The 21,404-nt window shown below is 47.7% G+C and carries 18 protein-coding genes; 13 read left to right on the top strand and 5 right to left on the bottom strand.

The window, feature by feature from the left end; all coding sequences use genetic code 11:
• Positions 1 to 88: 88 nt before the first annotated feature.
• Positions 89 to 2,041, bottom strand: a complete 1,953-nt coding sequence (locus EXU85_RS09760) for a KUP/HAK/KT family potassium transporter (protein ID WP_142771901.1) — start codon at positions 2,039 to 2,041, stop codon at positions 89 to 91.
• A 933-nt stretch (positions 2,042 to 2,974) separates the two neighbouring features.
• The gene (locus tag EXU85_RS09765) at positions 2,975 to 4,513 is read right to left on the bottom strand and encodes a TROVE domain-containing protein (protein ID WP_142771902.1); all 1,539 of its coding nucleotides are present in this window, start codon (positions 4,511 to 4,513) and stop codon (positions 2,975 to 2,977) included.
• Between the two features lie 154 nt (positions 4,514 to 4,667).
• On the opposite strand from EXU85_RS09765, the gene EXU85_RS09770 reads away from it, so the two are divergent.
• From EXU85_RS09770 to EXU85_RS09805, 8 genes are all read left to right on the top strand, one after another.
• Complete coding sequence (locus EXU85_RS09770) at positions 4,668 to 5,450, top strand: FHA domain-containing protein (RefSeq protein WP_142771903.1); 783 nt, start codon at positions 4,668 to 4,670, stop codon at positions 5,448 to 5,450.
• 86 nt (positions 5,451 to 5,536) lie between these two features.
• Entirely contained in the window at positions 5,537 to 6,481 is a 945-nt protein-coding gene (locus EXU85_RS09775; RefSeq protein WP_142771904.1) for a hypothetical protein, read from the top strand.
• 5 nt (positions 6,482 to 6,486) lie between these two features.
• On the top strand, positions 6,487 to 7,089 hold the full coding sequence (locus EXU85_RS09780; RefSeq protein ID WP_142771905.1) for an FHA domain-containing protein: 603 nt from the start codon (positions 6,487 to 6,489) through the stop codon (positions 7,087 to 7,089).
• 3 nt (positions 7,090 to 7,092) lie between these two features.
• Positions 7,093 to 7,899, top strand: a complete 807-nt coding sequence (locus EXU85_RS09785) for a PP2C family serine/threonine-protein phosphatase (RefSeq protein WP_142771906.1) — start codon at positions 7,093 to 7,095, stop codon at positions 7,897 to 7,899.
• The gene (locus EXU85_RS09790) at positions 7,889 to 8,677 is read left to right on the top strand and encodes a caspase family protein (protein ID WP_246859488.1); all 789 of its coding nucleotides are present in this window, start codon (positions 7,889 to 7,891) and stop codon (positions 8,675 to 8,677) included. Before EXU85_RS09785 ends, EXU85_RS09790 begins: the two co-directional genes overlap by 11 nt.
• A gap of 31 nt (positions 8,678 to 8,708) precedes the next feature.
• Positions 8,709 to 10,724 (top strand): serine/threonine-protein kinase, encoded by a 2,016-nt coding sequence (locus tag EXU85_RS09795; RefSeq protein WP_142771907.1) that lies wholly within the window; start codon positions 8,709 to 8,711, stop codon positions 10,722 to 10,724.
• Positions 10,725 to 10,733: 9 nt separating this feature from the next.
• On the top strand, positions 10,734 to 11,654 hold the full coding sequence (locus tag EXU85_RS09800) for a lipopolysaccharide assembly protein LapB (protein ID WP_142771908.1): 921 nt from the start codon (positions 10,734 to 10,736) through the stop codon (positions 11,652 to 11,654).
• A gap of 35 nt (positions 11,655 to 11,689) precedes the next feature.
• Positions 11,690 to 13,507, top strand: coding sequence for a LamG-like jellyroll fold domain-containing protein (locus tag EXU85_RS09805; RefSeq protein WP_246859490.1), 1,818 nt, complete (start codon positions 11,690 to 11,692; stop codon positions 13,505 to 13,507).
• Positions 13,508 to 13,514: 7 nt separating this feature from the next.
• Here the strand turns inward: EXU85_RS09805 and EXU85_RS09810 are convergent, their stop codons facing one another.
• Together EXU85_RS09810 and EXU85_RS09815 are read right to left on the bottom strand one after the other, a co-directional pair.
• A complete protein-coding gene (locus EXU85_RS09810; RefSeq protein WP_142771909.1) occupies positions 13,515 to 14,306 on the bottom strand; it encodes a hypothetical protein in 792 nt (263 codons plus the stop codon).
• Positions 14,303 to 14,890: an RNA polymerase sigma factor gene (locus tag EXU85_RS09815; RefSeq protein ID WP_142771910.1), complete on the bottom strand. Its 588-nt coding sequence runs from the start codon at positions 14,888 to 14,890 to the stop codon at positions 14,303 to 14,305. The genes EXU85_RS09810 and EXU85_RS09815 overlap by 4 nt, the downstream gene beginning before the upstream one ends.
• Before the next feature lie 274 nt (positions 14,891 to 15,164).
• Between EXU85_RS09815 and EXU85_RS09820 the strand changes: the two genes are divergently transcribed.
• Positions 15,165 to 15,590, top strand: a complete 426-nt coding sequence (locus EXU85_RS09820) for a hypothetical protein (RefSeq protein WP_142771911.1) — start codon at positions 15,165 to 15,167, stop codon at positions 15,588 to 15,590.
• A gap of 126 nt (positions 15,591 to 15,716) precedes the next feature.
• A complete protein-coding gene (locus EXU85_RS09825) occupies positions 15,717 to 17,036 on the top strand; it encodes an exo-alpha-sialidase (protein WP_142771912.1) in 1,320 nt (439 codons plus the stop codon).
• Here the strand turns inward: EXU85_RS09825 and EXU85_RS09830 are convergent.
• Positions 17,033 to 18,367 (bottom strand): Nramp family divalent metal transporter, encoded by a 1,335-nt coding sequence (locus EXU85_RS09830; protein ID WP_142771913.1) that lies wholly within the window; start codon positions 18,365 to 18,367, stop codon positions 17,033 to 17,035. The two genes, EXU85_RS09825 and EXU85_RS09830, sit on opposite strands and share 4 nt — an antisense overlap.
• 182 nt (positions 18,368 to 18,549) lie before the next feature.
• On the opposite strand from EXU85_RS09830, the gene EXU85_RS09835 reads away from it, so the two are divergent.
• From EXU85_RS09835 to EXU85_RS09845, 3 genes are all read left to right on the top strand, one after another.
• Positions 18,550 to 19,203, top strand: a complete 654-nt coding sequence (locus EXU85_RS09835) for a metal-dependent transcriptional regulator (RefSeq protein WP_142771914.1) — start codon at positions 18,550 to 18,552, stop codon at positions 19,201 to 19,203.
• Between the two features lie 91 nt (positions 19,204 to 19,294).
• Entirely contained in the window at positions 19,295 to 20,371 is a 1,077-nt protein-coding gene (locus EXU85_RS09840; protein WP_142771915.1) for an LptF/LptG family permease, read from the top strand.
• Positions 20,372 to 20,473: 102 nt separating this feature from the next.
• Positions 20,474 to 21,400 (top strand): DMT family transporter, encoded by a 927-nt coding sequence (locus EXU85_RS09845; protein WP_142771916.1) that lies wholly within the window; start codon positions 20,474 to 20,476, stop codon positions 21,398 to 21,400.
• Positions 21,401 to 21,404 lie beyond the last annotated feature (4 nt).

Here is a 21,404-nt window from a genome sequence, read left to right on the forward strand (position 1 = left end):
TATTGAATGAGTGAATGAGTGAATGAGCGATTGAGTGAATAGCACTTGCATCAGCTATTCACTCATTCACTCAATCGCTCATTCACAATTAAGATGTGATGCGTTTTAGTTGGACGTTTTCTACTGGACGGATAACCAGCGGGACTTTTTCAATTTTAACCGAGCTGCTATCTAAGCCAAACCAGCGGTCTTCGGGCGTGGTGAAGCTTTTGATGCTGAAGTAGATATTCATGATGATCCGCTCACGAGTAGGCAATTCATTCTCGAACGACAGGAATTTCTCCAGCACCACGAAGCGGAAATCGCCGATAACGTTCTGACGGCTAAGTGATTCGTAACGGCTCGTAATATCCACTTCTTTATTTTTTACCATGTCCTCAATTACCTTTCGGAAGAACAGGTTGATCCGTTGCTCGACGCGGAACCCTAATTTAAAGGTCACTTTATAGGCATCGTCAGGCGCAATGGTGTTCACTTTATACTCCATCGTATACGGATCATCGGTTGTATCGACGTGAACGAACCAATAAATATCCGCACGTTTTGGACGTTTCTGGAAGATGGAGTAAATGATCTTCGACTCTATTTCCGACTGCCGGGCCGCATTGCTCATAAAGACAATGTGAGTCGCGTATTTCGGAATACTAATGTCGCGGCTGAGTTCTTTAATGGCTTGTGTGTACTGGTCGATTCGGACGTATTCCGTTAAGCGAAGTTTGATCTGGAACGCCTGTAGCCAGATGTACATGACCCCGGCAATGGTTGCGCCGATTAACACCGATACCCAGCCACCGTGTGGAAACTTGATCAGGTTCGCGACCAGAAAAGAGCCCTCGATACCCAGATAAACCGTCAGGAACAGGACTACCCACCATGCCTGATACTTGTGCGTATAGAGGTAGTATGACATCAGTAGGGTGGTCATCAGCATGGTCAGCGTAATGGCCAGACCATACGCGGCTTCCATATTCGATGATTCCCGGAAGTAAAGGACTACGCCCACGCAGCCTGCCCAAAGCAGGAAATTAACACTCGGAACGTACAACTGACCTTTCTGAACACTCGGGTAACGCAACCGAACTTTCGGCCAGAAATTAAGCCGGATGGCTTCACTAATGAGCGTAAATGAACCACTGATCAGGGCCTGGCTGGCAATAACAGTAGCGGCTGTGGCAATACTGATACCAATGGTCAGGAACCAGGGTGGCATAACCTCATAAAACGGGATACGTTCTTTAAGAGTTTGTCCTTCAATGCTTAACAACCAGGCACCTTGCCCAAAGTAGTTGAGAACCAAACAGGATTTGACAAATACCCAGCTAACCCGAATATTGGCCCGGCCGCAGTGGCCCATGTCCGAATACAACGCTTCGGCCCCGGTTGTGCAAAGAAATACTGAACCCAATAGCCAGAAACCGCCTGGATATTCAGACAATAACCACCAGGCATAATAGGGGTTAATGGCCGCCAGAATTCCCGGAGCCTGCGCAATCTGAGTAACACCCAGCACACCCAGCATCACAAACCAAACGAACATAATTGGTCCGAAGGCAGTACCAACCACACTTGTCCCGAACGCCTGAATCAGGAACAGGATGGTTAGAATCGCAATGACAATTTCAATGATCTGGATGTGGGTGATGGCGGGGTATAATAACCTAAGTCCTTCAACTGCCGAGGATACCGAAATGGGCGGGGTAATAATCCCATCGGCCAGCAAGGCCGACCCACCAATAATAGCCGGTAGCGTTAACCAGCGAGCGTGTCGGCGAACCAGCGCATACAGAGCGAAAATTCCCCCTTCTCCCCGGTTATCGGCCCGCAGGATCAGGATAACGTATTTAACGGTCGTTTGCAGGGTGAGCGTCCATAGTACACAGGAAAGTGCTCCCCGGACTACATCCGCTCGAATCGGATTGTTTGGCCCAACAATAGCCCGGAGTGTGTACAGGGGCGACGTACCAATATCGCCGTAAATGATACCCATTGCCACCAGCAAGCCAGCGGCTGTCACAGTATCTAAATGCTTTTTGTCTTCCATATACTAGGCTTGCGCCTTCTTGTGTACGAGCGGGTAAAAACCGGGCAAAGATAACCTATGTTTGGCTTCGTTAATCGTGGTTTAATCGAAAGTTGCCTATTCGCTAAAATCATAGCAAACTGCTTGCTGGCAGAAAGGAGTGAATGCACGGGCAGAAAACCAGATCGTTCTGGCTACCGTATATATAGAGGCCACTCTCCAATTGGCCGGGTTTTGTTTAATTAGGTGGGTTTTGCAGATGGTCCGCTCATTCAGTGGACCATCTCTTTTTCAGCAATAAACCAAGATATAAAAATGCCAGAAGCTGCATCCATTCAGGACGCAGCTTCTGGAGGTTTCAACTAAAAAATAGCAAGGCGACAAGCGATAAGAGTACGTGGTGCTCTACCTCTGAGCTACATTGGGAAAAGCCCCAATGGCCGGATTCGAACCGGCGTCCGCCCGGTTATCAGTCGAAGTAACTCTAGTCTACGGCACTTGTTAAATTATATGCAGGGCAATTGGTGAACAGAGAAAATGCCTGGGATTCGAACCCAGACTACCCTTGAGGGCTTTTAACCAATCGAACGAAGTAACTCTATTCTACGGCACCTGCATAATGATCAAAAAAGCATGTTTTGGTCTGGAAATTTCTGTAAGTTGACTAAAATGAATACAGGGCAACTATTGATAAGGTACGTGGGTTGCTCTAACCAACTGAGCTACATTGGGTACACACTACCCAATGGCCGGGATCGAACCGGCGACTGACGAAGTAACCCTAGTCTACGGCACCTGTATAATTGGTAAAAAACAGGAGTAACAAGCGGAACGGGAAATGGGGCATTGCTTGCCAGAGTCGAACTGGACCATCTCACTCCACGTTGGAAGCCACATGATTCCTCCCCTTCATGGTGCGAAGTAACCCACTCCTACGACATCCTGTTTAGTCTATCAAAGCGCAATCTGTTCAATTGTGCTTAGCGCCGTTTGACCTTCTTCGAGTGCCTGCAACACATCGAACACTTTGTCCGACCATCCGGCAATCAAATAAACATCGTTCTTTTCTACTCGTAGGGGTGCGTTACCATAGCCCGCCAGATCGAACAAATACAATCGGGCATTGGGGAACATACGTTTGTATGCTGCCCATTTTGCCGATAACGTATTGGTTTGGCTTTTGTTAGCGGTTTTACTGTCCCACAATTGCACATCGGTGAATACCATTACTTTATCTGCCTTGTACCGTTGTTGAATGAGGTCTTCGAGCACCAGATAACCGTTGGTCGAATAACCTACTTCTCCTTCGCGCCGGTAAAATTCGTCCACGTTGGCCAGTACCTGCTGCGTAGGTAGAGCAATGGGTTTCCATCGGTCACCAAACATGCCACTTAGCACGTTCCGGCACTTTGCCTGCAACAGCATCCCCAATAACAAGCCGATATCATATAATAACACTTTACTTTTTGGCGAAATTGCCTTCTGCATTGAACTCGATACATCACAGGCCACAACTACGCTGGTCTGATAGTCGAAACCACGTAGGTTGGCTACGCTGGCATAGATCGCATCTTCGATGGCTTCGAGTACGATGGGTACATGGCCAAGTGGTAACGCCTTCAACTCGCGATAAGCCGACAGAAACCGAAAAGGTAACTGCTTGGCATTCCGAACGGCTTTTTCGCTGGCTAACAACGCGCAAACCGTTTCAACATGCGCCCCGCTGATGCCTGCTTCGAGCATGTTGCGGAGGTTGCGCAACGTGGCCATGTATCCCAACTGCCCACTGGCAATCAGTTCTTCCCATTTTGACCGAACGGAGGCTACTTTCTCCGCTTCCGAAGCAAATTTGGTTTGACCCAGCGCACTTAGCTCAGTTTCCCAGGTGTAGGGCGTCGTCAAGGTTCCCGCTGCGATTTTATCGAAAACAGCTTGCTGAATTTCTGCCTTTGCTTTCGGGTGAACCAGAAACAGCGCATCCCGAAGCTTTACTGCCGTAGTTCGCTCGTATTTGGCAAATTGATATTCATCGAATTTGTTGAACGCCACGGCCAGTCCTTTCTGCATCTGTTTCGAAATGCGGTTGAGTTTTTTTGTTCCGGTACGCTGGTTTGTTAGCTGATAGTAAGCCAGTAATTCCGTAATTTCATCCGGACGCTGAACGGCCCGACCAACGGCCTTTCCCACTAAATCATCGCCATTGTGCACTTTTGCCAACTCACCCAGCAACATAATTGGTGTTGACCGTAGATATAGTTGTTCCCGGACATAAACCGCCAGTTTTGCTACGAACACCGGATTTGCCTGAGCCACCAATGCCTGAATCCGCTGTACTCGCTGATCGGCTTTCTCATACGTGGAGTCGTTCAACATCGTCGTTACCACGGCAGCGTACAACTCCATTTCGGTTGTTAGGGTAAACGCTTTAGCGCCTTCATAGTTGACGCTTTTGATGTCATTGGGATTGGCGCGGTTGAAGATGTTGAATTTCATGATCGTCGATGTTTGTTTTATGAACTTGACGATACAAAGGTTTACCCCATCTGCGCAGTCTTTTTGCGTAGATAAATTTATTTTCAGTTTTTTGAAAAAAAATCAACGGGTGCGTATCCTTTGTAAATTGCTCAACGAATATGTCTTACACACCATGTCTCTTCAATCAACAGCTGCAAACAACGGTCAGTATGAACAACTGATTGATGAGTTAAGCCATTTGCACATGTATACCATTGGTCGGGCGCTGACGAATGCCATCGTTATTGCTAATGGAAAAGTAAGTGGACAACATGCCCGCCTGATTCAGTGTACGCCTGATAGCTTCATTTTTGAAGATCTTGATAGTAAGAATGGCTCGTTTGTCAATGGCATACGCATTACCCGTAAAGTTGTTGATAAGCAGGACACGCTCCGACTTGCTGACAGTGAGTTTACGGTTAGTCAACTAATTGCCCTGTTGGATAGTGAACCCGCAAAGCCAGCAACTTCCGGTTTGCCCGCGGAAGTAGTTAGTAATACTTTTTCTAAACCAGAACAAAATCCTCTGGACTTTACACGATCCTTTGCCGATCTGAAACAGGTATATGAACAGTACCCGAAACTGCGTCGGGATTGCCGGAACCGGGAGAAAATGATTCGGACGGGGAGCGTTATTGTTTCATCCATCGTGAGCGTAAGTGCTGTGTTGTCGACAGGGGGGGCTGCTTTGCCATTGCTTCATATCATGTCAGGTGCAGGGCTGAGTGTATTAATTCCTACCTTGTGTTCTACGCTGTTGTCGACGGATGAGAAATTAGAACTCATTGATAAAGAGTATCGTGAGCGGTATCGTTGCCCCAACCCAACCTGCCGCGATCCATTTGGTACCCGCGAATGGGAACTGCTTGCCCAGCAAAAGACTTGCCGACGTTGTCAGGCTATTTGGGTGCATTAAAAAATACTTTCCATTTATCACTCACCTTTTGCGGTCAGTATCTATTAACTGAAAATAGAACCGCACGCTATAGTCTATTCGCAGCCATGTCGACACCTTCCGATCAAACCGATTTACAAACCGATTCATACAGTATGGCTTCTTCCGCTTCTATCCCCACCAAATCAGGACTGAATACCAAAAAAATGCTGGGTATTTCGGCCGCTACCTTGTTATTGGGAGGGTCGGCCTGGGCTATTAGCCATAAGATTGCAGAACGAAAGGCAACTCCCGCGGACCCGGCCTCGGACCCAACAAGCGGGCAAACTACCGTACCGTTGCCCGAGGACGTTGACGTAGCCGGAAAAACAACCGATGACATGTCGTTTGCGCAGGCATTTGAAACCGCCCGCGCAGAAGTAGGAGTTGGGGGCGTATTTAGCTGGCATGGTCACTGGTACAATACATTCGAGAAAGAGGAGTGGGGGAGTCTTTCGCTGGTGCAACGGCAGGAGTTTACGGAAATGATTACCGGGGAGCACCTGCCCGTAAAACCCTACGAACAGCCTATAGCCCATGCAACTGGCATTCCCTCACAACCGGAAGCCTCTCCTGACCCCACAATTATTGAAGGTTACCTAAATGGGCAACGCGTAATGGGTCTTGATTTTGATCAGGATGGCATTATCGACACCTTAGTTCTGGAAGGAACAGATGGCTATACGTACCGGGTAGTCGATGCCCGTGGCGATGATGGCCTGGATACGCTCCTGCGGTACGATTCGCTTACGGGTGAATTGGTGGAAATGGAACGAATGGATGAGTCCATTATGCTGAGCAACAATCAGTTTAATCAGGGGCTGGAAGCTAGTATGTCGAAAGAAATTGTGGATTCAATCCTGGAAGCAGAGGCTTCTACAGGGCTGCCAGCCGCACCTGTCGAAGACACCGCGCCTGAACTGGCGCATGACCACACGGGCAATTCGGCTGATTTATACGAAGCTGATGATACGTATGTTAATGATGGTGACGTACAGGATATGGATGAATAAGGTGCATGAGTGGATTTAAAACAACGCTAATTAACTGTCGGCAGTGTGGACGACGTATTCTGGTTCGTGCTGCCGACGCCGAACGAGGGTCAATTATGTGTTCACATGTTGGATGTGGAGCCATTAATGAATTACAAAAGCTAGTTCATTACGACGAGTCTATCGTTCAGGGGCTACCCGAGTTTGGGCAGTTAACTTATCTTGGGAATGCTGAATCTAGCTACTCACTCCAGTTTGGACGCAATGTCATCGGTACCTCCGAGACGTGTACGGTTCGGGTGACCCGTTTTGTTCATGAAGGTCGGTGTTTCATTAGCCGTCGGCACTGTACATTGACTATTACGTTTGACAAATGGACAGGTCAACTGCGCTATCAACTTCAGGACGGTGCTATTGATGACACAACTCATACCCACCACTATAGCCTGAATGGTACGCTTCTGAATGGGATACCGCTGCAAAAAAACGAACTTATCGACGTAGATAATGGCGGCATTATTACCCTGGGTGGCGTAGATCGCTTTCGCTTAACCCACTTTCCAATACCACCCGCTATGCTTGATACGTATAAAATAGAGCTAGGTTTTAACCCCGATCGTACTCAGTAAACGATGCAGATTCATCCATCATTGCCCATTGCTTTTTCGCATATCGGTCAACGGACTATCAATCAGGATACGTTGTATCCAGCTAGGCGTACGGCTACCGAGGACACGCAGCTTTTCATTGTTTGCGACGGCATGGGCGGTGCCGATAAGGGAGAGGTGGCCAGCCAGTTGCTCTGCGATTCGATAGTACGTTATGCGACGTCGATGGATTGCCCGATTTTCGATAGTGTCCATATACAGGCTGCGCTTGATCTGGCTTATCAGGCATACTATACCTATCTGAACCAACAGCCACTTGTTAGCCGGATGGGCTCAACACTGGCGCTACTGCAATTTCATAAGCGCGGTGCTACTGTAGCCCATATTGGCGATAGTCGGGTGTATCAGCTACGAGAGGGTAAGATCATTTTTCAGACGCAGGATCATCGGCAGGTAAACGACATGGTTGAGTCCGGAATTATTACCGCTGCTCAGGCACTGACCCACCCCTGGCGGAATCGGTTGAGCCGGGCCGTGGTCGTTAGCGCTGCCGATAAAAATGGACCGATGAACCCGCCGACGCCGGACATTACGGTTCTGACCGACGTTCGAGCAGGCGATTACTTTTTTATGTGTACCGATGGCGTGCTGGAAAAAATAGACGACTATGTACTGAGCACCCTGCTGGCTGGAGATATGCCCGATCAGGCTAAAATAGGATCGTTACAAGCCTTGTGCGATGGGGGGACAAAAGATAACTACTCGGGCTATTTAATTGGCATCAGCCACGTAACACAAACCGAACCCGTTCGGTCAGTCAATGCCTTTTAACACGATGCTGACTCTATTGCTGATTAATATAGGAATGGTATTGGGATATTGGCCATTGCCGGTAAGTGGGCAAACCTATGCGGTTGTGGTAGGCATTGCCGATTATCAGGCTCTTTCCTATTCAACCGGCGATTTACGATTTGCCGACCGGGATGCCCGGCAGGTTGTTGCTTTTTTGCAGAGTAAAGCTGGTGGTAATGTACCTGCCTCGCACATTCGGCTTCTGACCAATCGGCAGGCTACACAAACTGCCATTCAACAGGCATTAATGCTCTTTCGACAGGCGGGGCCAAACGATCGGATTATCCTGTACTTTTCAGGTCATGGCTTGCCCGATAGTTTTGTTCCCTACGATGCCCGACCAGGCAAGCCTGACAACCTGTTAACCTATGCCGCCATTAAAGCGGCTTTTCATGATTCTGACGCGATCACAAAATTATGCATCGCCGATGCCTGTCTATCGGGAGGAATAACCCGACAGCAGGCCAGCCAACGGGCCCTAACGAAACAGGTACGTGACGGAAGCAACGTGGCGATGCTACTGGCCAGTCGATCGACTCAGTATGCCATTGAAGATCGACGCTTAGCAGGAGGGGCCTTTACGTATTTTCTGCTCAGAGGGTTGACGGGGCAAGGTGATCTCGACGGGAATGGAATTGTTACGATTCGAGAGTTACATCGATACGTAGCTCCGCTGGTTAAACAGCGAACGCGAGGCAAACAGACGCCGGTTTTTTATGGTCGATTTTCCGATAATCTGCCTTTAGCGTATCTTTGATTAAGCTATCCACGCTACCTAACCCGCTATTATGAACCAGACGTTTACTTCGTTTCTTGACTTTAAAAAACGCTATCCGATTCGCCCGAACGATGAGGGCACTCTGTTAGGCGTTGGTACATACGGCCGGGTTATAAAGGTTGAAGATCAGCTCGAAACGGAGTGGGTTGCAATAAAAATCAGCGAGTTTAAGGGCAGCGATACCAAGTCGCTAAAAGCCGAAGTTGAACTGGCACAACGGGTGCCCCGGCAGGCAAATATTGCCCGCTACGATGCCTGCCATCGGCTGGAAACCGATACGAGTATTAGTGATTTCGCCATCATGAAATACTACCCGGATGGCAACCTGGCTGACCTGCTTCGGCGCGTAGCGCTGACACCCACGCAGATTTATGATATTACGCGGGGCATCTTACTGGGCCTCCAGCACTTGCACCGCCATCGAATTGTTCACCGCGATTTTAAGCCTGCCAATATCCTGATCTCCCGCGATAATGCTGGGCGGTTTATTCCAAAGATTGCAGATTTTGGCCTGAGTAAATTAGTGAGCGATGACGAACTTGACAGTTCTGATTTCGATCTGAGCGACGGCCGGGGTACGCCATCCTACAAAGCGCCCGAACAAATTGAAGGGAGTCGAGTTAGTTTCAACCTCGATTTATGGGCGTTTGGCGTCATTCTCTACGAAATGATGACGGGCGAAAAGCCGTTCCGGGCCGACTTACGAAACAGCAGCGAGCAGTCGGTGCGACGGGAGGTTGAGAAGAAAATTATAACCGTCGAACTACCGGCTCGCTTGAGTCAGGTTGCCGAACCGTATAGGGCTATGATTCGCCGATGTCTGGTCCGCGACATCCACGAGCGGGTTCGGAAAGAAGATGAATTGCTGGATTTGCTGGACCAGATTCCGCAGTTGATGACGCAGGCCAATACACTACTCAAGCAGGGTGATTATGAGCAGGCGATCGACCTATTTGAGCAGGTGCTGGCTAAGCGAGAACAGCATACCGAGGCCCAGACTAAACTGGACCAATGTACGAAAGCACTTCAGCAGCAACACCTGACTATGCTGCTGAACGATGCCGACAGTTTACGGGAACAGCAGCATTTTGAGCAGGCCAAAAGTCAGTATGAACAAGTGCTTCGGCTCAGCCCAACGAACGAAGTGGCCATTAGGGGGTTAGCTTTGTGCATTGAGCAACTTCGGCCAAAACCGCTGGTTGTTGAGTCGGAGCTGACCGATGTTTATGAGGAAGAACGAACAGATGTTTATGAAACTTCAGCGCTTCTTAGTCCGGCTGTTCCTGTCAATCGAGTAGTTAGCCTACCCATACAAAGCGAAATCTTACCCAAGCCGACAATTCTACAACCGGTTGGTACAACCCCTGTTCAAAATTTTCCCTGGAAGGTAGTTGTCCCCGTAGCAATCGTCGTAGGGGGCTTTATCTGGTATATTAATTTGGGAGGAGCTACCCAGAAATCAGGCCAGAAGCAGGATAGCATCCCAGGGGTGAGAGTTGAATCTCCTGTGGGTAGCCTGAAACCGTCACTTCCCAGCACTAGCGAATCTACGGCCCTAAAGTCAGTTCCGGATGAGTCCCAAGACGCGTTGGACAAGCGGAAACTGCAAAAAAAAGTACTCGCCGAAGAACAGCCCGTTAGCTCTGATCAGCCAAAAATGGCGCTTGTAACGCCTGAAACAGACAAGATAAAACCTGTCGAATCTGTAGAAGAAACCAACGAAAATCGTCTGAAAGAGAAGCAGGATGCGTATGATCAGTTGATTGAGGAGGGTGTTAAAGCTATTTCCAATGGCAATAATAAAGCGAAAGCAATAGCTTCCTTTACAAAGGCCCAGGAACTGGCAAAAGATCAGGACTTGAGTACGACTAAAGCAGATGGCGCCTACACGATCTACCTGAACAAAGCCAATAAAATCTTTGCTACGGATGAGTTTGAGGGGGCCAGCGCCTGGTATCAGGTGGCACAGTCACTAAAAGATACAGAGGAGGTTCGCCGTAAAATTAAACAATGCCAAAACCACTAACTCAACGGTATGCGTAAATTACCCAATCAGTTTATTCTTGTCCTACTGCTATCCTTTATCTGGTCGCCTGCTTTACCGGCAATGGGTCGATCTGCCACAACAACCGCCGTTGTCGATGATGAATATGATCGGTACAAAAAGCGAGGGGATGATTTTTTTAAGGAAGGTAAATACTTCGAAGCCCGCCGACAGTATCAGAACTGCCTCGAAGTCCCCGGTTTTGAAAACGATGCGTATGCGAAAGAACAGATTCAGGAATGCACATTGGGCTTAAAGTTGCGGCAACAGGCCGATGAAGCCATGCAGCAGGGTAAAGGACTGGAATCTATCCGTTTCTTTGGTCAACTCCTGAATCTCAATCCCGATGATGCGCTGACAAAGGCGCAGTTGGCTGATTATTACGAGCGAGAGGGCAATCAGTTATACGATCAACAAAAATATGCTGAGGCCAAAGCGCGCTATATAGAGGCCCTTAAGTATACCACGAAGCAGACAACACTGATGTTACAGATTCGGAACTGCGAAGAAAAAATGAAGCAGATTGCGATCATTCAACGTCCGCCTAAGCTCATTGGGCTAAAAGTAGCTGCGGGCGTAGTTGCGGTAGGAGCCGGGGCTTATGCCGTCCTCTTACGGCATGACTACCAGTCGAAAATGGATGCGCTGAATCAGATTAGTCAAACTGCCGATCCAACGGGCAGTGGCGTCATTGCGAATCCAGATACCTACCGGCAATACGATGATGCCTATAAAGCAGCTCAGGCGGCCCAGCAAAAAAATGGCTTGTTCAAAGCCTGCCTCGGTGTTGCAGCCGTAGCCACCATTGCCGAAATCTACCTGCTGGTTCGCAAACCAAAGCCGCGCATCAATGCGCTGAACTGGAAACCGTCCTCACAATCGTGGGGACTGGCTATTAGCTATACCTTTTGATTTCTCTATCCACCTACTCTTTAATTCTCTTGATAATGAAACGTTTACCTGGTTATATAGCGCTTTTTCATAAAATAAGTCCGGCCTTTTTGTGGTGTCAGATGCTTACATCTGACGCTGCGAGGTTTCTCAAAACCTCATTTGTACATACTGAGTCGGTTTCTCAAAACCGACCCCACATCAAACCATTTTATAAAAAAGCCCTGGTTGGTTATATAAGTTTTTGCCTCCTGATGATGAGCAGCGGAGCGCTCTTGTTGAGTTGCGGTAACTGGGAGATTCCCACGCGTAAATCACAACGGGAATGCGTGAAACCAGCGGGTACGCTTGTTGCGCAAAGCCAACAACTGAAGGTCGATTTTTCAATCAGCGGCAGCACTGGAACCATCGATAAGGTAAACTGGGATTTTGGTAATGGCAGCACTACGGCTACCACCGGTATGACAGTTAGCTACACCTACCCAACCTCGGGTACCTACACGACCAAAGCAACGTTGACAAATTCGTGTAATCAGGAAACCGTGCTTCAGCAGGTGATTTCGGTAAGTAATGCCAGTTTGCCAACCGTAACCATGCAGCCCCCGACCGATATATTGACGACATCAGCAGCGGTGCGAATGACGATCACATCGACAGGTAATTCAACCATTACCCGCTACGGAATCTGTTACTCGGCAACCAATACTGTACCGGACATCAACAAGGATAATGTAGTTGACCAAACGACGGCTTTGCCTATTAATAGCTCAGCACCATTTTCGCTAACGGCTCTCCTGCCGAACACGCTTTATTACGTGCGTAGTTTTGCCGTTAACTCATCGGTATCAACGCCAGGCTATAGTGATGTGCAAACATTTCGGACTGGACAAAACCCCGCTGTTATCGTTAATGGCACGGCTTCAATTGGGACGACAACGGCTTCGGTCAATTTTGTTGTGACGAGCCCCGGTAGTCCAGCCGCTGTGGAGTATGGAATCTGCTATTCGTCGAGCAATAGTACGCCTGATGTTAAAAATTCATCGACGGTAAAAGTGACCAGCCCGGCTCCCAATGCGAATGTTGTGGTTAACCTGAACGACCTGACTCCGAACAAAACGTATTACTACCGCCCGTATGCCATGACTGCTTCTGGCGATGTTATTTATGGTGATGTGATGACGTTCACAACCCAGATAGACGCAGTTACACAGGATTTAGTTGCCTCCGTGTCATTTACCGATCGGTCATTGCTGGATGCCAGCGGGAATAGCAATCACGTCAAATTGGTTGGTGCGCCTACTTTCGTAACTGATCATAAAGGCAGGGCTAACTCGGCGATTTCGTTAAATGGGTCGGGTGATTACTTCTATATGGATGATAATAATACATTAAATCCTGAAGCCCTTTCAATTAGCTTATGGATAAAACCTGTTGCCGCCACTGGGCGGATGCAGATTTATAACAAGGCACGTTTCAGCGATGGCTTGCCGCAAACGTATAGCTCGTTGATAAAACTAGAGAATGATATAGGTCCTGGTCTTACGTTTATAACGGATATTAAGCAAAATAGTAATTGTCAGGGTGGTGTAGGATGGCAGGATTTAATATTTACCAGCCCCGTTACATTGAACACCTGGTATCATCTTGTATTTACCTACAGCGGCCGGTCGGCCCGAATGTATTTTAACAACGTGCTGGTATTCAAAACGGATAATCTGCCTGCCGATAAAATGGATTCGTGCCCAGGTGGCGAGTTGAAATTTGGGGCGCAATACCAATCGCTTCCCTGGTATTTTAATGGCGCTATGGACGATATCCGGATTTATAAACGTGCGATAACGGCTGCTGAAGTTCAAACGTTGTTTAACCAATAAACCCGGGTTACTCTATTTTTTTTACTACCTGTTTTGCCAGCGATTGGAATGGATTGGCCTTGTCGGTACTGATGGTTTTCAGTATCGGCAGGGCCTTTTCTTTTTGCCCGTTCTTCACATAAGCCAAGGCCAGAAACCACTCGGATTTTTGCCGGATTTTTGCGGATGGAGCGCTTAACGCTTTGTTCAATAACGGGATTGCTTCCTTGGGTTGCTTGTTGGCCAGATAGCTTAAGCCCAGAAAATAATTTTTGTAGTGAATTGACTTTTTGTCGGCAGGCAGGGTGCTTAGTTGGGCAATAACCTGGTCGTACTTCCCTGATTTATACGTAGCCAGCGCATCCAGCAACTGGGTTCGGGCATCGGGTGAAAACGTGCCGGATGGAAAATCTTTGACCAACTCATCCGACGAGTCGGGCGAAAAAGTTTCGGCGTAGGCAACATCAGTTTGCCGACTGGTGGTTTGCTGGTAGGTATAATAACCCAGGCCCAGCACTAAAATGACCGAAGCTGCCGCAGCCCAATAACGCCAGCTGATCAACGGCCGAACAGCGGTTTTTGAGTCAGGCGTTGCTTCAGGCGTGGCTATCGTTGCTTTGTACTGCAATTTCGCCCGTTCCAGTGCTCGTTCGATGCCCAATGCCCGGAGCCCCAGCCGGATGTCGCGCTGGCGGTTAACTTCCGCCTGAAGTTCGGCATCGGCCAGCATATCGCTCTCGAACAAAGCCCGGTCTGCTGCCGATAGTTCGTTGGTGAGGTAGGCTTCAATAACCTCGTATTGTTCTTCAGATAAGTTCATAATCCGTTCTTATTAGCCGTTTTCTGATAAAACCCTTTCAGTTTTTCGGCACAGTCGTATCGTTTCGATTTAACCGAGGACTCTTTCATGCCAAGTCGCTCGGCAATTTCCCGCAAGGATAGTTCTTCCACATAAAACCACTCAAGTAGCTTTCGGCATTCATCTTTAAGCTGCTGTAACGACTGTCGAACCGCGTTCACAATCTCCATTCGTTCTAAATCCTTCATGACATCGGCTGTATCAATCGCGTCGAATGATTCAGGCATGGTGGCCCGATTCCGGAACCGGGCCGATTTTAATTCGGTCAGCCACACCCACTTGCAATACTCAAAGACAACCGTAGTGACACGGGTGCCCGCCTGAAACTGGTATTTGCCGGTCTCGATATTGAGCAGGAAATTGAGCAGTCCCTTTTGGAAAGCGTCTTCAGCGTCCATCTCTGTGCCACTGTTGGTCAGCACCCAGTAGCGGAAGGAAGGAAATAATTCTGCGTATACATACTGATACGCCCGCTCATCGCGCCGACGTAAGGCATCGTAAAAATCCTGATCTGTTGCGTAAATAGGTAGTGGTCGGGTTGCCATAAGGTGGTCGAATGGACGAAGATAAACCCCGATAGCATAGTATCTAGTTAACAGCCAATTATTGGTGAATAGGAGATATACTGAAAAGGTAAGTCAAGAAAATTATTTGAGTTTTTTCTACCTAACATGACTCACCTTTTTGTGCTTAGCGCTATAGACTGCCGAAGTTGGGGTACAAACTAACTCAGCGGGTTTCAACACCGAAGTCCTAAAAACTCAGGTGGCGGTAGCCGAAAAGCCAATAGAGTAGGCAACGTTTAAATTCCTGATTACAATGAAAAATTTGTTTCTACTGTCGATGTTAATGCTTGCTCATTCATTTGCCATAGCTCAGTATAAAAAAGATGGTACACCTGATATGCGCTACAACTCCAATCGTCAAATGTATGGTAACAGCTACTGCTCACCCAGCTATGGTACAACAAATCCAAGTATAGACTATCAGAGTAGTTACGTACGGAACGGGACGTATGTTGAACCAAGCTTTCATACGAAATCAAACAATACAAACACAGATAACTGGAGCACTAGCGGAAATACAAATCCACTAACTGGAAGCTTGGGAACAAGAGCAAGGGATTACTCGAATGAGGCCTACAACTATGGTCAGGGACAGGTTATACAAACAGGCCCTCGAGGTGGGCAATACTACCAGAACAGCAATGGTAACCGGACTTATATTCCCAAACGGGAGTACTAGTTAATAGTAGCCGATACGCCCTGTCATCACTGTCCTGACAATAAAAAGCCTAAAGTAAACCAGTTAATGACAGGGCGTATCGGGATTAGCAATCAAAAATCCACACCATTTAATTCTACACCTATCATGGATATTTCGTCAAAATATTTCGCGCAATTCAGTCGCCCCAATCCATATGTATTAAAATATCTCTGGCGGTTTTTACTGGATATTCATCGGGTTGGTAAATTACGAGAATTGCTATCTTTCGTATTGTGGGAAATCAGTCACCGGGTTCGGTTCTATAAGTTTGCCAATCAGTATGTTAGATTCTCGTCTGACCACTATTTGTCATTGGTAGATGAAGCAAATTGCCTGGATGAAAATCCTATTCTTACGTCCTTTTTCGCGAAAGAGGGACTGTGTTTACAACCCGTTGCCATTGATTGGAAGTATTGTTTTCAGGTAGCTGACGGAGCACTTTGGGGATGCCGCTATTCGCATTTAAATGGTCTGTATTGTAGTAAAGACGAAAGCCAGTCGGCTGTGCTTGTTCATGTGTTTGCACAGCCAATCACGTCTTTGTTTTGCAGTCAGCAAGGCGTATTATTTGTCTGTTCTAATGGCACTATTTATCGAAGTGATGATGAGGGTAATTCGTTTACCGCTGTTCTTCAACTCTCTACACCCATCAGTTATTTCTTGTTCAATAACGGAATGACCGAGCTGCCGGATCATACGCTAATGATTGGCGAGTATGGTTCGCTCTGGCATGGAAAGTCTTGGCAAAATCTAGCCTTCCTTTATTACTCGTCCGATGGTGGCATTACCTGGGACGTATCTGATTTTCTGAAGCAGCAAGGCGTAAATAAACATATCCATCTGGTTAAATATTGCACCCGATTAAAGGCAGTGTTACTGACCGATGGTGATAATAAAAAGCAGATGTGGAAGAACGAAACCTTGACTCACTTTGATAAGCAGGCAAAAAAGCAACAGCATGGATGGCAGCTCATCAATAAATACCATCACCAGACAGGCGGATACACGTCGATGGCTGAAACAAACGAGACGGTTCTATTTGGGAGTGATTATTTAGGCGGAACCAATTTTATTGTCAGAACCTCCGACGGTAAACAATTTAAAAAACTGGTATTACCTGATCCTTACCGCCGAAGTCCAGTCATGAACATGGTTGCCCGGCAATCACTGACTGGTCATGAGATTTGGGCTGCCTCCTATAGCTGCCTGTCAGGAGATGCCAAAAGTTTGCTGATGTGTACGAAAGCCGCGGGCAAAACCTGGGCGCGAGTTATTGAGTTTGATGGAACAAAGCATGAAGTACGCTTGCTTAATTCCTCACACAATCCGTCAAGTATGCTCTATGTTTCTGTGACGACGTTTGGGGATCAGGAAAATCAGCACCGGATCTATAAACTGGACTATAAGATACCAAAGGGGTGCTAACCAATCGTATCCCAAAGCAAATACCCATTGAGTCCCATAATTAGGGCGGCCACCGCCCACGACAACGTCTTTAGCCAAACCGGATTGACGAACCGACCCATCTTCGCTTTATCGCTCGTGAACTGCACCAGGGGTACAACGGCAAAGCTGAGTTGGAGCGATAGGATAACCTGACTAAACACCAGCAATTCACTGGTGCCGTGTTCGCCATATAGAATCGTGACTACGAAAGCAGGGACAATAGCAACCAGGCGCGTAATTAACCGACGTACCCAGGGCTTTACTCGTAAATTCAGAAAACCTTCCATCACGATCTGGCCCGCCAGCGTACCTGTCAGCGTAGAGTTTTGACCCGAGGCTAATAAGGCAACTGCAAACAGAATACCCGCCAGCTTAACCCCCAGAATTGGGTCGAGGAGCCGATGCGCGTCCGTAATGTCCGCAACTTGCTGATTACCCGAAAAATGGAACGCTGCCGCCGACAAAATCAGGATAGCGGCATTGATGAAAAACGCCAGAAACAGTGAGACGGTGGAGTCGATAGTCGCGAATTTAATCGCCGACTTTCGCCCCACATCATTACGCCCAAAATCGCGGGTTTGTACAATGCTGGAGTGCAGATACAGGTTGTGGGGCATAACCGTAGCGCCCAAAATCCCGATGGCAATGTAAAGCATGCCCGGATTCGTTATGACATCCGTATGCGGCACCAGGCCCGAAATAACATCGCCTACATTGGGCTGCGAAACCAGCAATTCATACCCGAAACAACCAATGATCAGGAAGATCAGACTGGCCACAATGCGTTCGAGTACCTGAAACCCCTTGTTCTGCAAGTACAGTAGTAATAGGACATCCAGCGATGTAATGAGAACGCCAATGGTCAATGGCAGACCAAACAGCAGGTTTAAGGCTATGGCTGAACCAATAACTTCAGCCAGATCACAGGCGGCTATGGCAATTTCTGCCAGTGCCCATAAGCCAAACCCAACCGGGCGGCTGAAGTGGTCACGACAAGCCTGAGCAAGGTCTCGGCCGGTAGCAATTCCTAATTTTAAGGCTAAGTGCTGAAGCAGGATGGCAAACAGGTTGGAAATCAGTACAACCGATAATAGTTTATAACCATATCGTGCGCCCCCTGCAATATCGGTAGCCCAGTTGCCAGGGTCCATATACCCCACAGCGACCATCAGACCGGGACCTGCGTAAGCCCGCAATGTTTTGAAAAAACCCGCTCCTACGGGTACGTGAACAGAGCTATGTACATCGGCTAATGAGTTTTCACTAGACTCCTGCCGCCAGTTTTTCGTTTGCGTATTGGTTGCCTCCATAGATGTAAGCAATGTTGAGTAGGTTACGAATGGTAAAGCTCACCCATAACGTATCAAATATAAGCATTATTGAAATAAAAATTTAGACTAGTCTAAATTTTTAGAAAGTTTAACATAAAAACTACCTTTGTAAGCAAACTGTTTTGATTTCTTTTGCCGTTCTGCATAAGTAGCCCTAGTCCATGCAATCATTCACCGAAGAAAATTACCTGAAGATGATCTATTCACTTGCCAATCGTAGGCAGGGGGAGGTGAGCACGAATGCATTGGCGGAGATGACAGCAACAAAGGCCGCTTCGGTAACGGATATGTTACGTAAACTTGCTGATAAACAGCTGATTCATTACAAAAAATACCAGGGCGTTCGGTTAACGGAGGAGGGAGAACGACTTGCGCTACAGGTAATCCGGCGACATCGGCTCTGGGAAGTTTTTCTGGTCCAGAAACTCGGATTTGGCTGGGATGAAGTCCATGATATTGCGGAAGAATTAGAGCACATACGTTCAGAAGATTTAGTAGCACGGTTAGATACGTATTTAGGCTGCCCACAGTTTGATCCACACGGCGATCCCATTCCAACGCCCGCCGGTCAGATGCCCGAAACGGGGTATCGTAAACTGTCGGAAGTGGAAATGGGGGAGGACGTTTGCCTGATGGCAGTGCTTGAACACTCGCCTGAATTTCTGAAACACCTCGATCACTCGAATTTAACCCTCGGCTGTATCGTAACAGTTAACCAAATCAACGTCTTCGACAAATCGGTACTGGTTCAGATCACTAGCGGTCAGACGGTGTTCGTTAGCCACGAAGTCGCGAAAAATTTATTGGTGAATTAGTTTACGGTATTCAGTTTGTGGTATTCGGTGGCTGACGCGAAAGCAATACTCATGCGCAAGCCACCGAATACCGTAAACCTTTAAAAGATTTATGAAACTATTAGACGCTTATATACTCAAACGTTTTCTTCAGACCTACATCTTCGTCGTCATGGTGATTGTGCTGGTGGTTGTGATGATCGACTACACCGAAAAGGTGGACAACTTTCATAAGACGCATGCCCCTGGCAACGAAATTCTGTGGGATTATTACCTGAATTTTGTTCCGTACTGGGCCAACTACATCAGCCCGCTAATGGTCTTTATCGCCACGGTTTTTCTCACCTCCCGCTTGGCAGCCCGAACCGAGATTATTGCTATTCTGAGTACGGGCGTTAGTTTCATTCGCTTCCTGTTTCCGTATGTATTGGGGGCATCGGTATTGGCCGTAGCAACCTATTTTATGGTAAACTATGTGATTCCGAAAGCCAACAAAACCCGGATTGCCTTCGAGATAAAATACATCAATGATTCGTTTACTTACTCTGGCCGGAATGTGCATTTGAAAATTGCCCCTAACACCTATGCCTATCTGGAGAGCTACAATAACCTGAGCAACACGGGCTATAAGTTTACCCTGGAGCGGGTAGAAGGCAATCAACTTAAGCAAAAACTCACCGCTGATCACATCGAATGGGATGCCAAGAAGAAGAAATGGGCCATTGTGGATTACAAAATCAGGGATATAAACGGTCTGCACGAGTCCCTAACTCCTGGTACGCGTATGGACACGACACTAAACCTGAAACCCGACGACTTCAGTTCCGATTTTAACCTTTACGAAACCCTCACCCGTCCCGAACTTAACAAGCGTATCGAGTTACTGCAAAGTCGTGGTGCTGATGGGGTTGAGACTTATTTAATTGAGAAATACAGCCGGGATACCCGCCCTTTTGCCATTATTATTCTGACGGTTATTGGGGTTATTATGTCGGCTCGAAAGAGTCGGCGGGGGGTGGGCTGGCAGGTGGCCTTGGGATTCATTCTGGCCTTTACGTACCTGCTGTTTTTTATGCTGGCCAAAGGCATTGCGGAATCCGGTAACCTCAATCCAATTGTGGCAGTTTGGTTGCCAAACGCTATTTTTGCCTGCATCGGGGTATTGCTGTATAATACCATACCGAGGTAATGGTAGTGGAGTGAGTGAAATAAGTGGAGTAAGTATGAGTTGTATGGACTACACTCGTCATACTTACTCCACTTATTTCACTCACTCCACTACTTCACTACTATGCAAAACAAGCCTTCCATTACAGATTATCTGCAACTCCATTTCATTGTCTTGATCTGGGGATTTACGGCTATTCTGGGTAAGTTATTGGCCCCACTCGATGCATCGGCGGTGGTGTTATTCCGTACACTGCTGGCTGTAGTGGGTATGGGATTCGTATTACTCGGACGTCGACAGAGCTTGCTGGTTTCCCCAACTGATCGCTGGCGATTACTGGCAACGGGAGGACTGATTGGGCTGCACTGGGTTATGTTTTTTATGGCGGCTCGCTTAGCCAACGTCTCGGTTTGTCTGGCGGGTATGGCCACCAGCTCGCTTTGGGCTAGTGTGCTGGAACCCCTCGTATTACGTCGGCGGGTGCGAACCATTGAAGTTATATTGGGGGCTGTGGTCATGGCAGGCCTTTACCTTATTTTTCGTTTTGAGTTCGATAAGGTCGTAGGGTTACTGGTTGCGGTATTTTCGGCCATGTTGTCTTCCCTTTTTACAATCATAAATAGCCGCTTTACCCAGCGATACAACGCCCTGGTTATCTCCTTTTACGAGATGATTGGTGCGTCGGTGGGGGCGCTTATCCTGTGGCTGATTGTTAGGGCGAGTGCTCCACCCGATGTGAATCATGTTGTTCAGTATGTACCAGACTCCCTGATGCAATGGGGCTGGCTGCTGGTATTATCCCTGGTGTGTACCGTATATGCTTATACAGTAGGCGTAGGCCTGTTGCGAAAATTCTCACCGTATATGGCTGTATTAACCGTAAATTTGGAGCCGGTTTATGGGATCTTACTCGCCGTATTGATTTTTGGCGATACAGAACGAATGACCCTTGGCTTTTATGGTGGCACACTTGTGATTCTGGTGGCCGTATTGGCGTATCCATTTCTGAATAGCCGATTTACCAAAACACAAGCCACTTTACCCACCTGACTAT

Origin of the sequence: Spirosoma sp. KCTC 42546 (genome assembly GCF_006965485.1) — a bacterium.
Lineage (GTDB): Bacteria > Bacteroidota > Bacteroidia > Cytophagales > Spirosomataceae > Spirosoma.

Excerpts from the sequence above, each read along its gene's own strand:
- EXU85_RS09765 (WP_142771902.1), bottom strand. The coding sequence starts at position 4,513 with ATGAAATTCAACATCTTCAACCGCGCCAATCCCAATGACATCAAAAGC.
- EXU85_RS09815 (WP_142771910.1), bottom strand. The coding sequence starts at position 14,890 with ATGGCAACCCGACCACTACCTATTTACGCAACAGATCAGGATTTTTAC.
- EXU85_RS09805 (WP_246859490.1), top strand. The coding sequence starts at position 11,690 with ATGAAACGTTTACCTGGTTATATAGCGCTTTTTCATAAAATAAGTCCG.
- EXU85_RS09830 (WP_142771913.1), bottom strand. The coding sequence starts at position 18,367 with ATGGAGGCAACCAATACGCAAACGAAAAACTGGCGGCAGGAGTCTAGT.
- EXU85_RS09825 (WP_142771912.1), top strand. The coding sequence starts at position 15,717 with ATGGATATTTCGTCAAAATATTTCGCGCAATTCAGTCGCCCCAATCCA.
- EXU85_RS09795 (WP_142771907.1), top strand. The coding sequence starts at position 8,709 with ATGAACCAGACGTTTACTTCGTTTCTTGACTTTAAAAAACGCTATCCG.
- EXU85_RS09800 (WP_142771908.1), top strand. The coding sequence starts at position 10,734 with ATGCGTAAATTACCCAATCAGTTTATTCTTGTCCTACTGCTATCCTTT.
- EXU85_RS09770 (WP_142771903.1), top strand. The coding sequence starts at position 4,668 with ATGTCTCTTCAATCAACAGCTGCAAACAACGGTCAGTATGAACAACTG.
- EXU85_RS09780 (WP_142771905.1), top strand. The coding sequence starts at position 6,487 with ATGAGTGGATTTAAAACAACGCTAATTAACTGTCGGCAGTGTGGACGA.
- EXU85_RS09785 (WP_142771906.1), top strand. The coding sequence starts at position 7,093 with ATGCAGATTCATCCATCATTGCCCATTGCTTTTTCGCATATCGGTCAA.
- EXU85_RS09820 (WP_142771911.1), top strand. The coding sequence starts at position 15,165 with ATGAAAAATTTGTTTCTACTGTCGATGTTAATGCTTGCTCATTCATTT.
- EXU85_RS09840 (WP_142771915.1), top strand. The coding sequence starts at position 19,295 with ATGAAACTATTAGACGCTTATATACTCAAACGTTTTCTTCAGACCTAC.
- EXU85_RS09790 (WP_246859488.1), top strand. The coding sequence starts at position 7,889 with ATGCCTTTTAACACGATGCTGACTCTATTGCTGATTAATATAGGAATG.
- EXU85_RS09760 (WP_142771901.1), bottom strand. The coding sequence starts at position 2,041 with ATGGAAGACAAAAAGCATTTAGATACTGTGACAGCCGCTGGCTTGCTG.
- EXU85_RS09845 (WP_142771916.1), top strand. The coding sequence starts at position 20,474 with ATGCAAAACAAGCCTTCCATTACAGATTATCTGCAACTCCATTTCATT.
- EXU85_RS09835 (WP_142771914.1), top strand. The coding sequence starts at position 18,550 with ATGCAATCATTCACCGAAGAAAATTACCTGAAGATGATCTATTCACTT.
- EXU85_RS09810 (WP_142771909.1), bottom strand. The coding sequence starts at position 14,306 with ATGAACTTATCTGAAGAACAATACGAGGTTATTGAAGCCTACCTCACC.
- EXU85_RS09775 (WP_142771904.1), top strand. The coding sequence starts at position 5,537 with ATGTCGACACCTTCCGATCAAACCGATTTACAAACCGATTCATACAGT.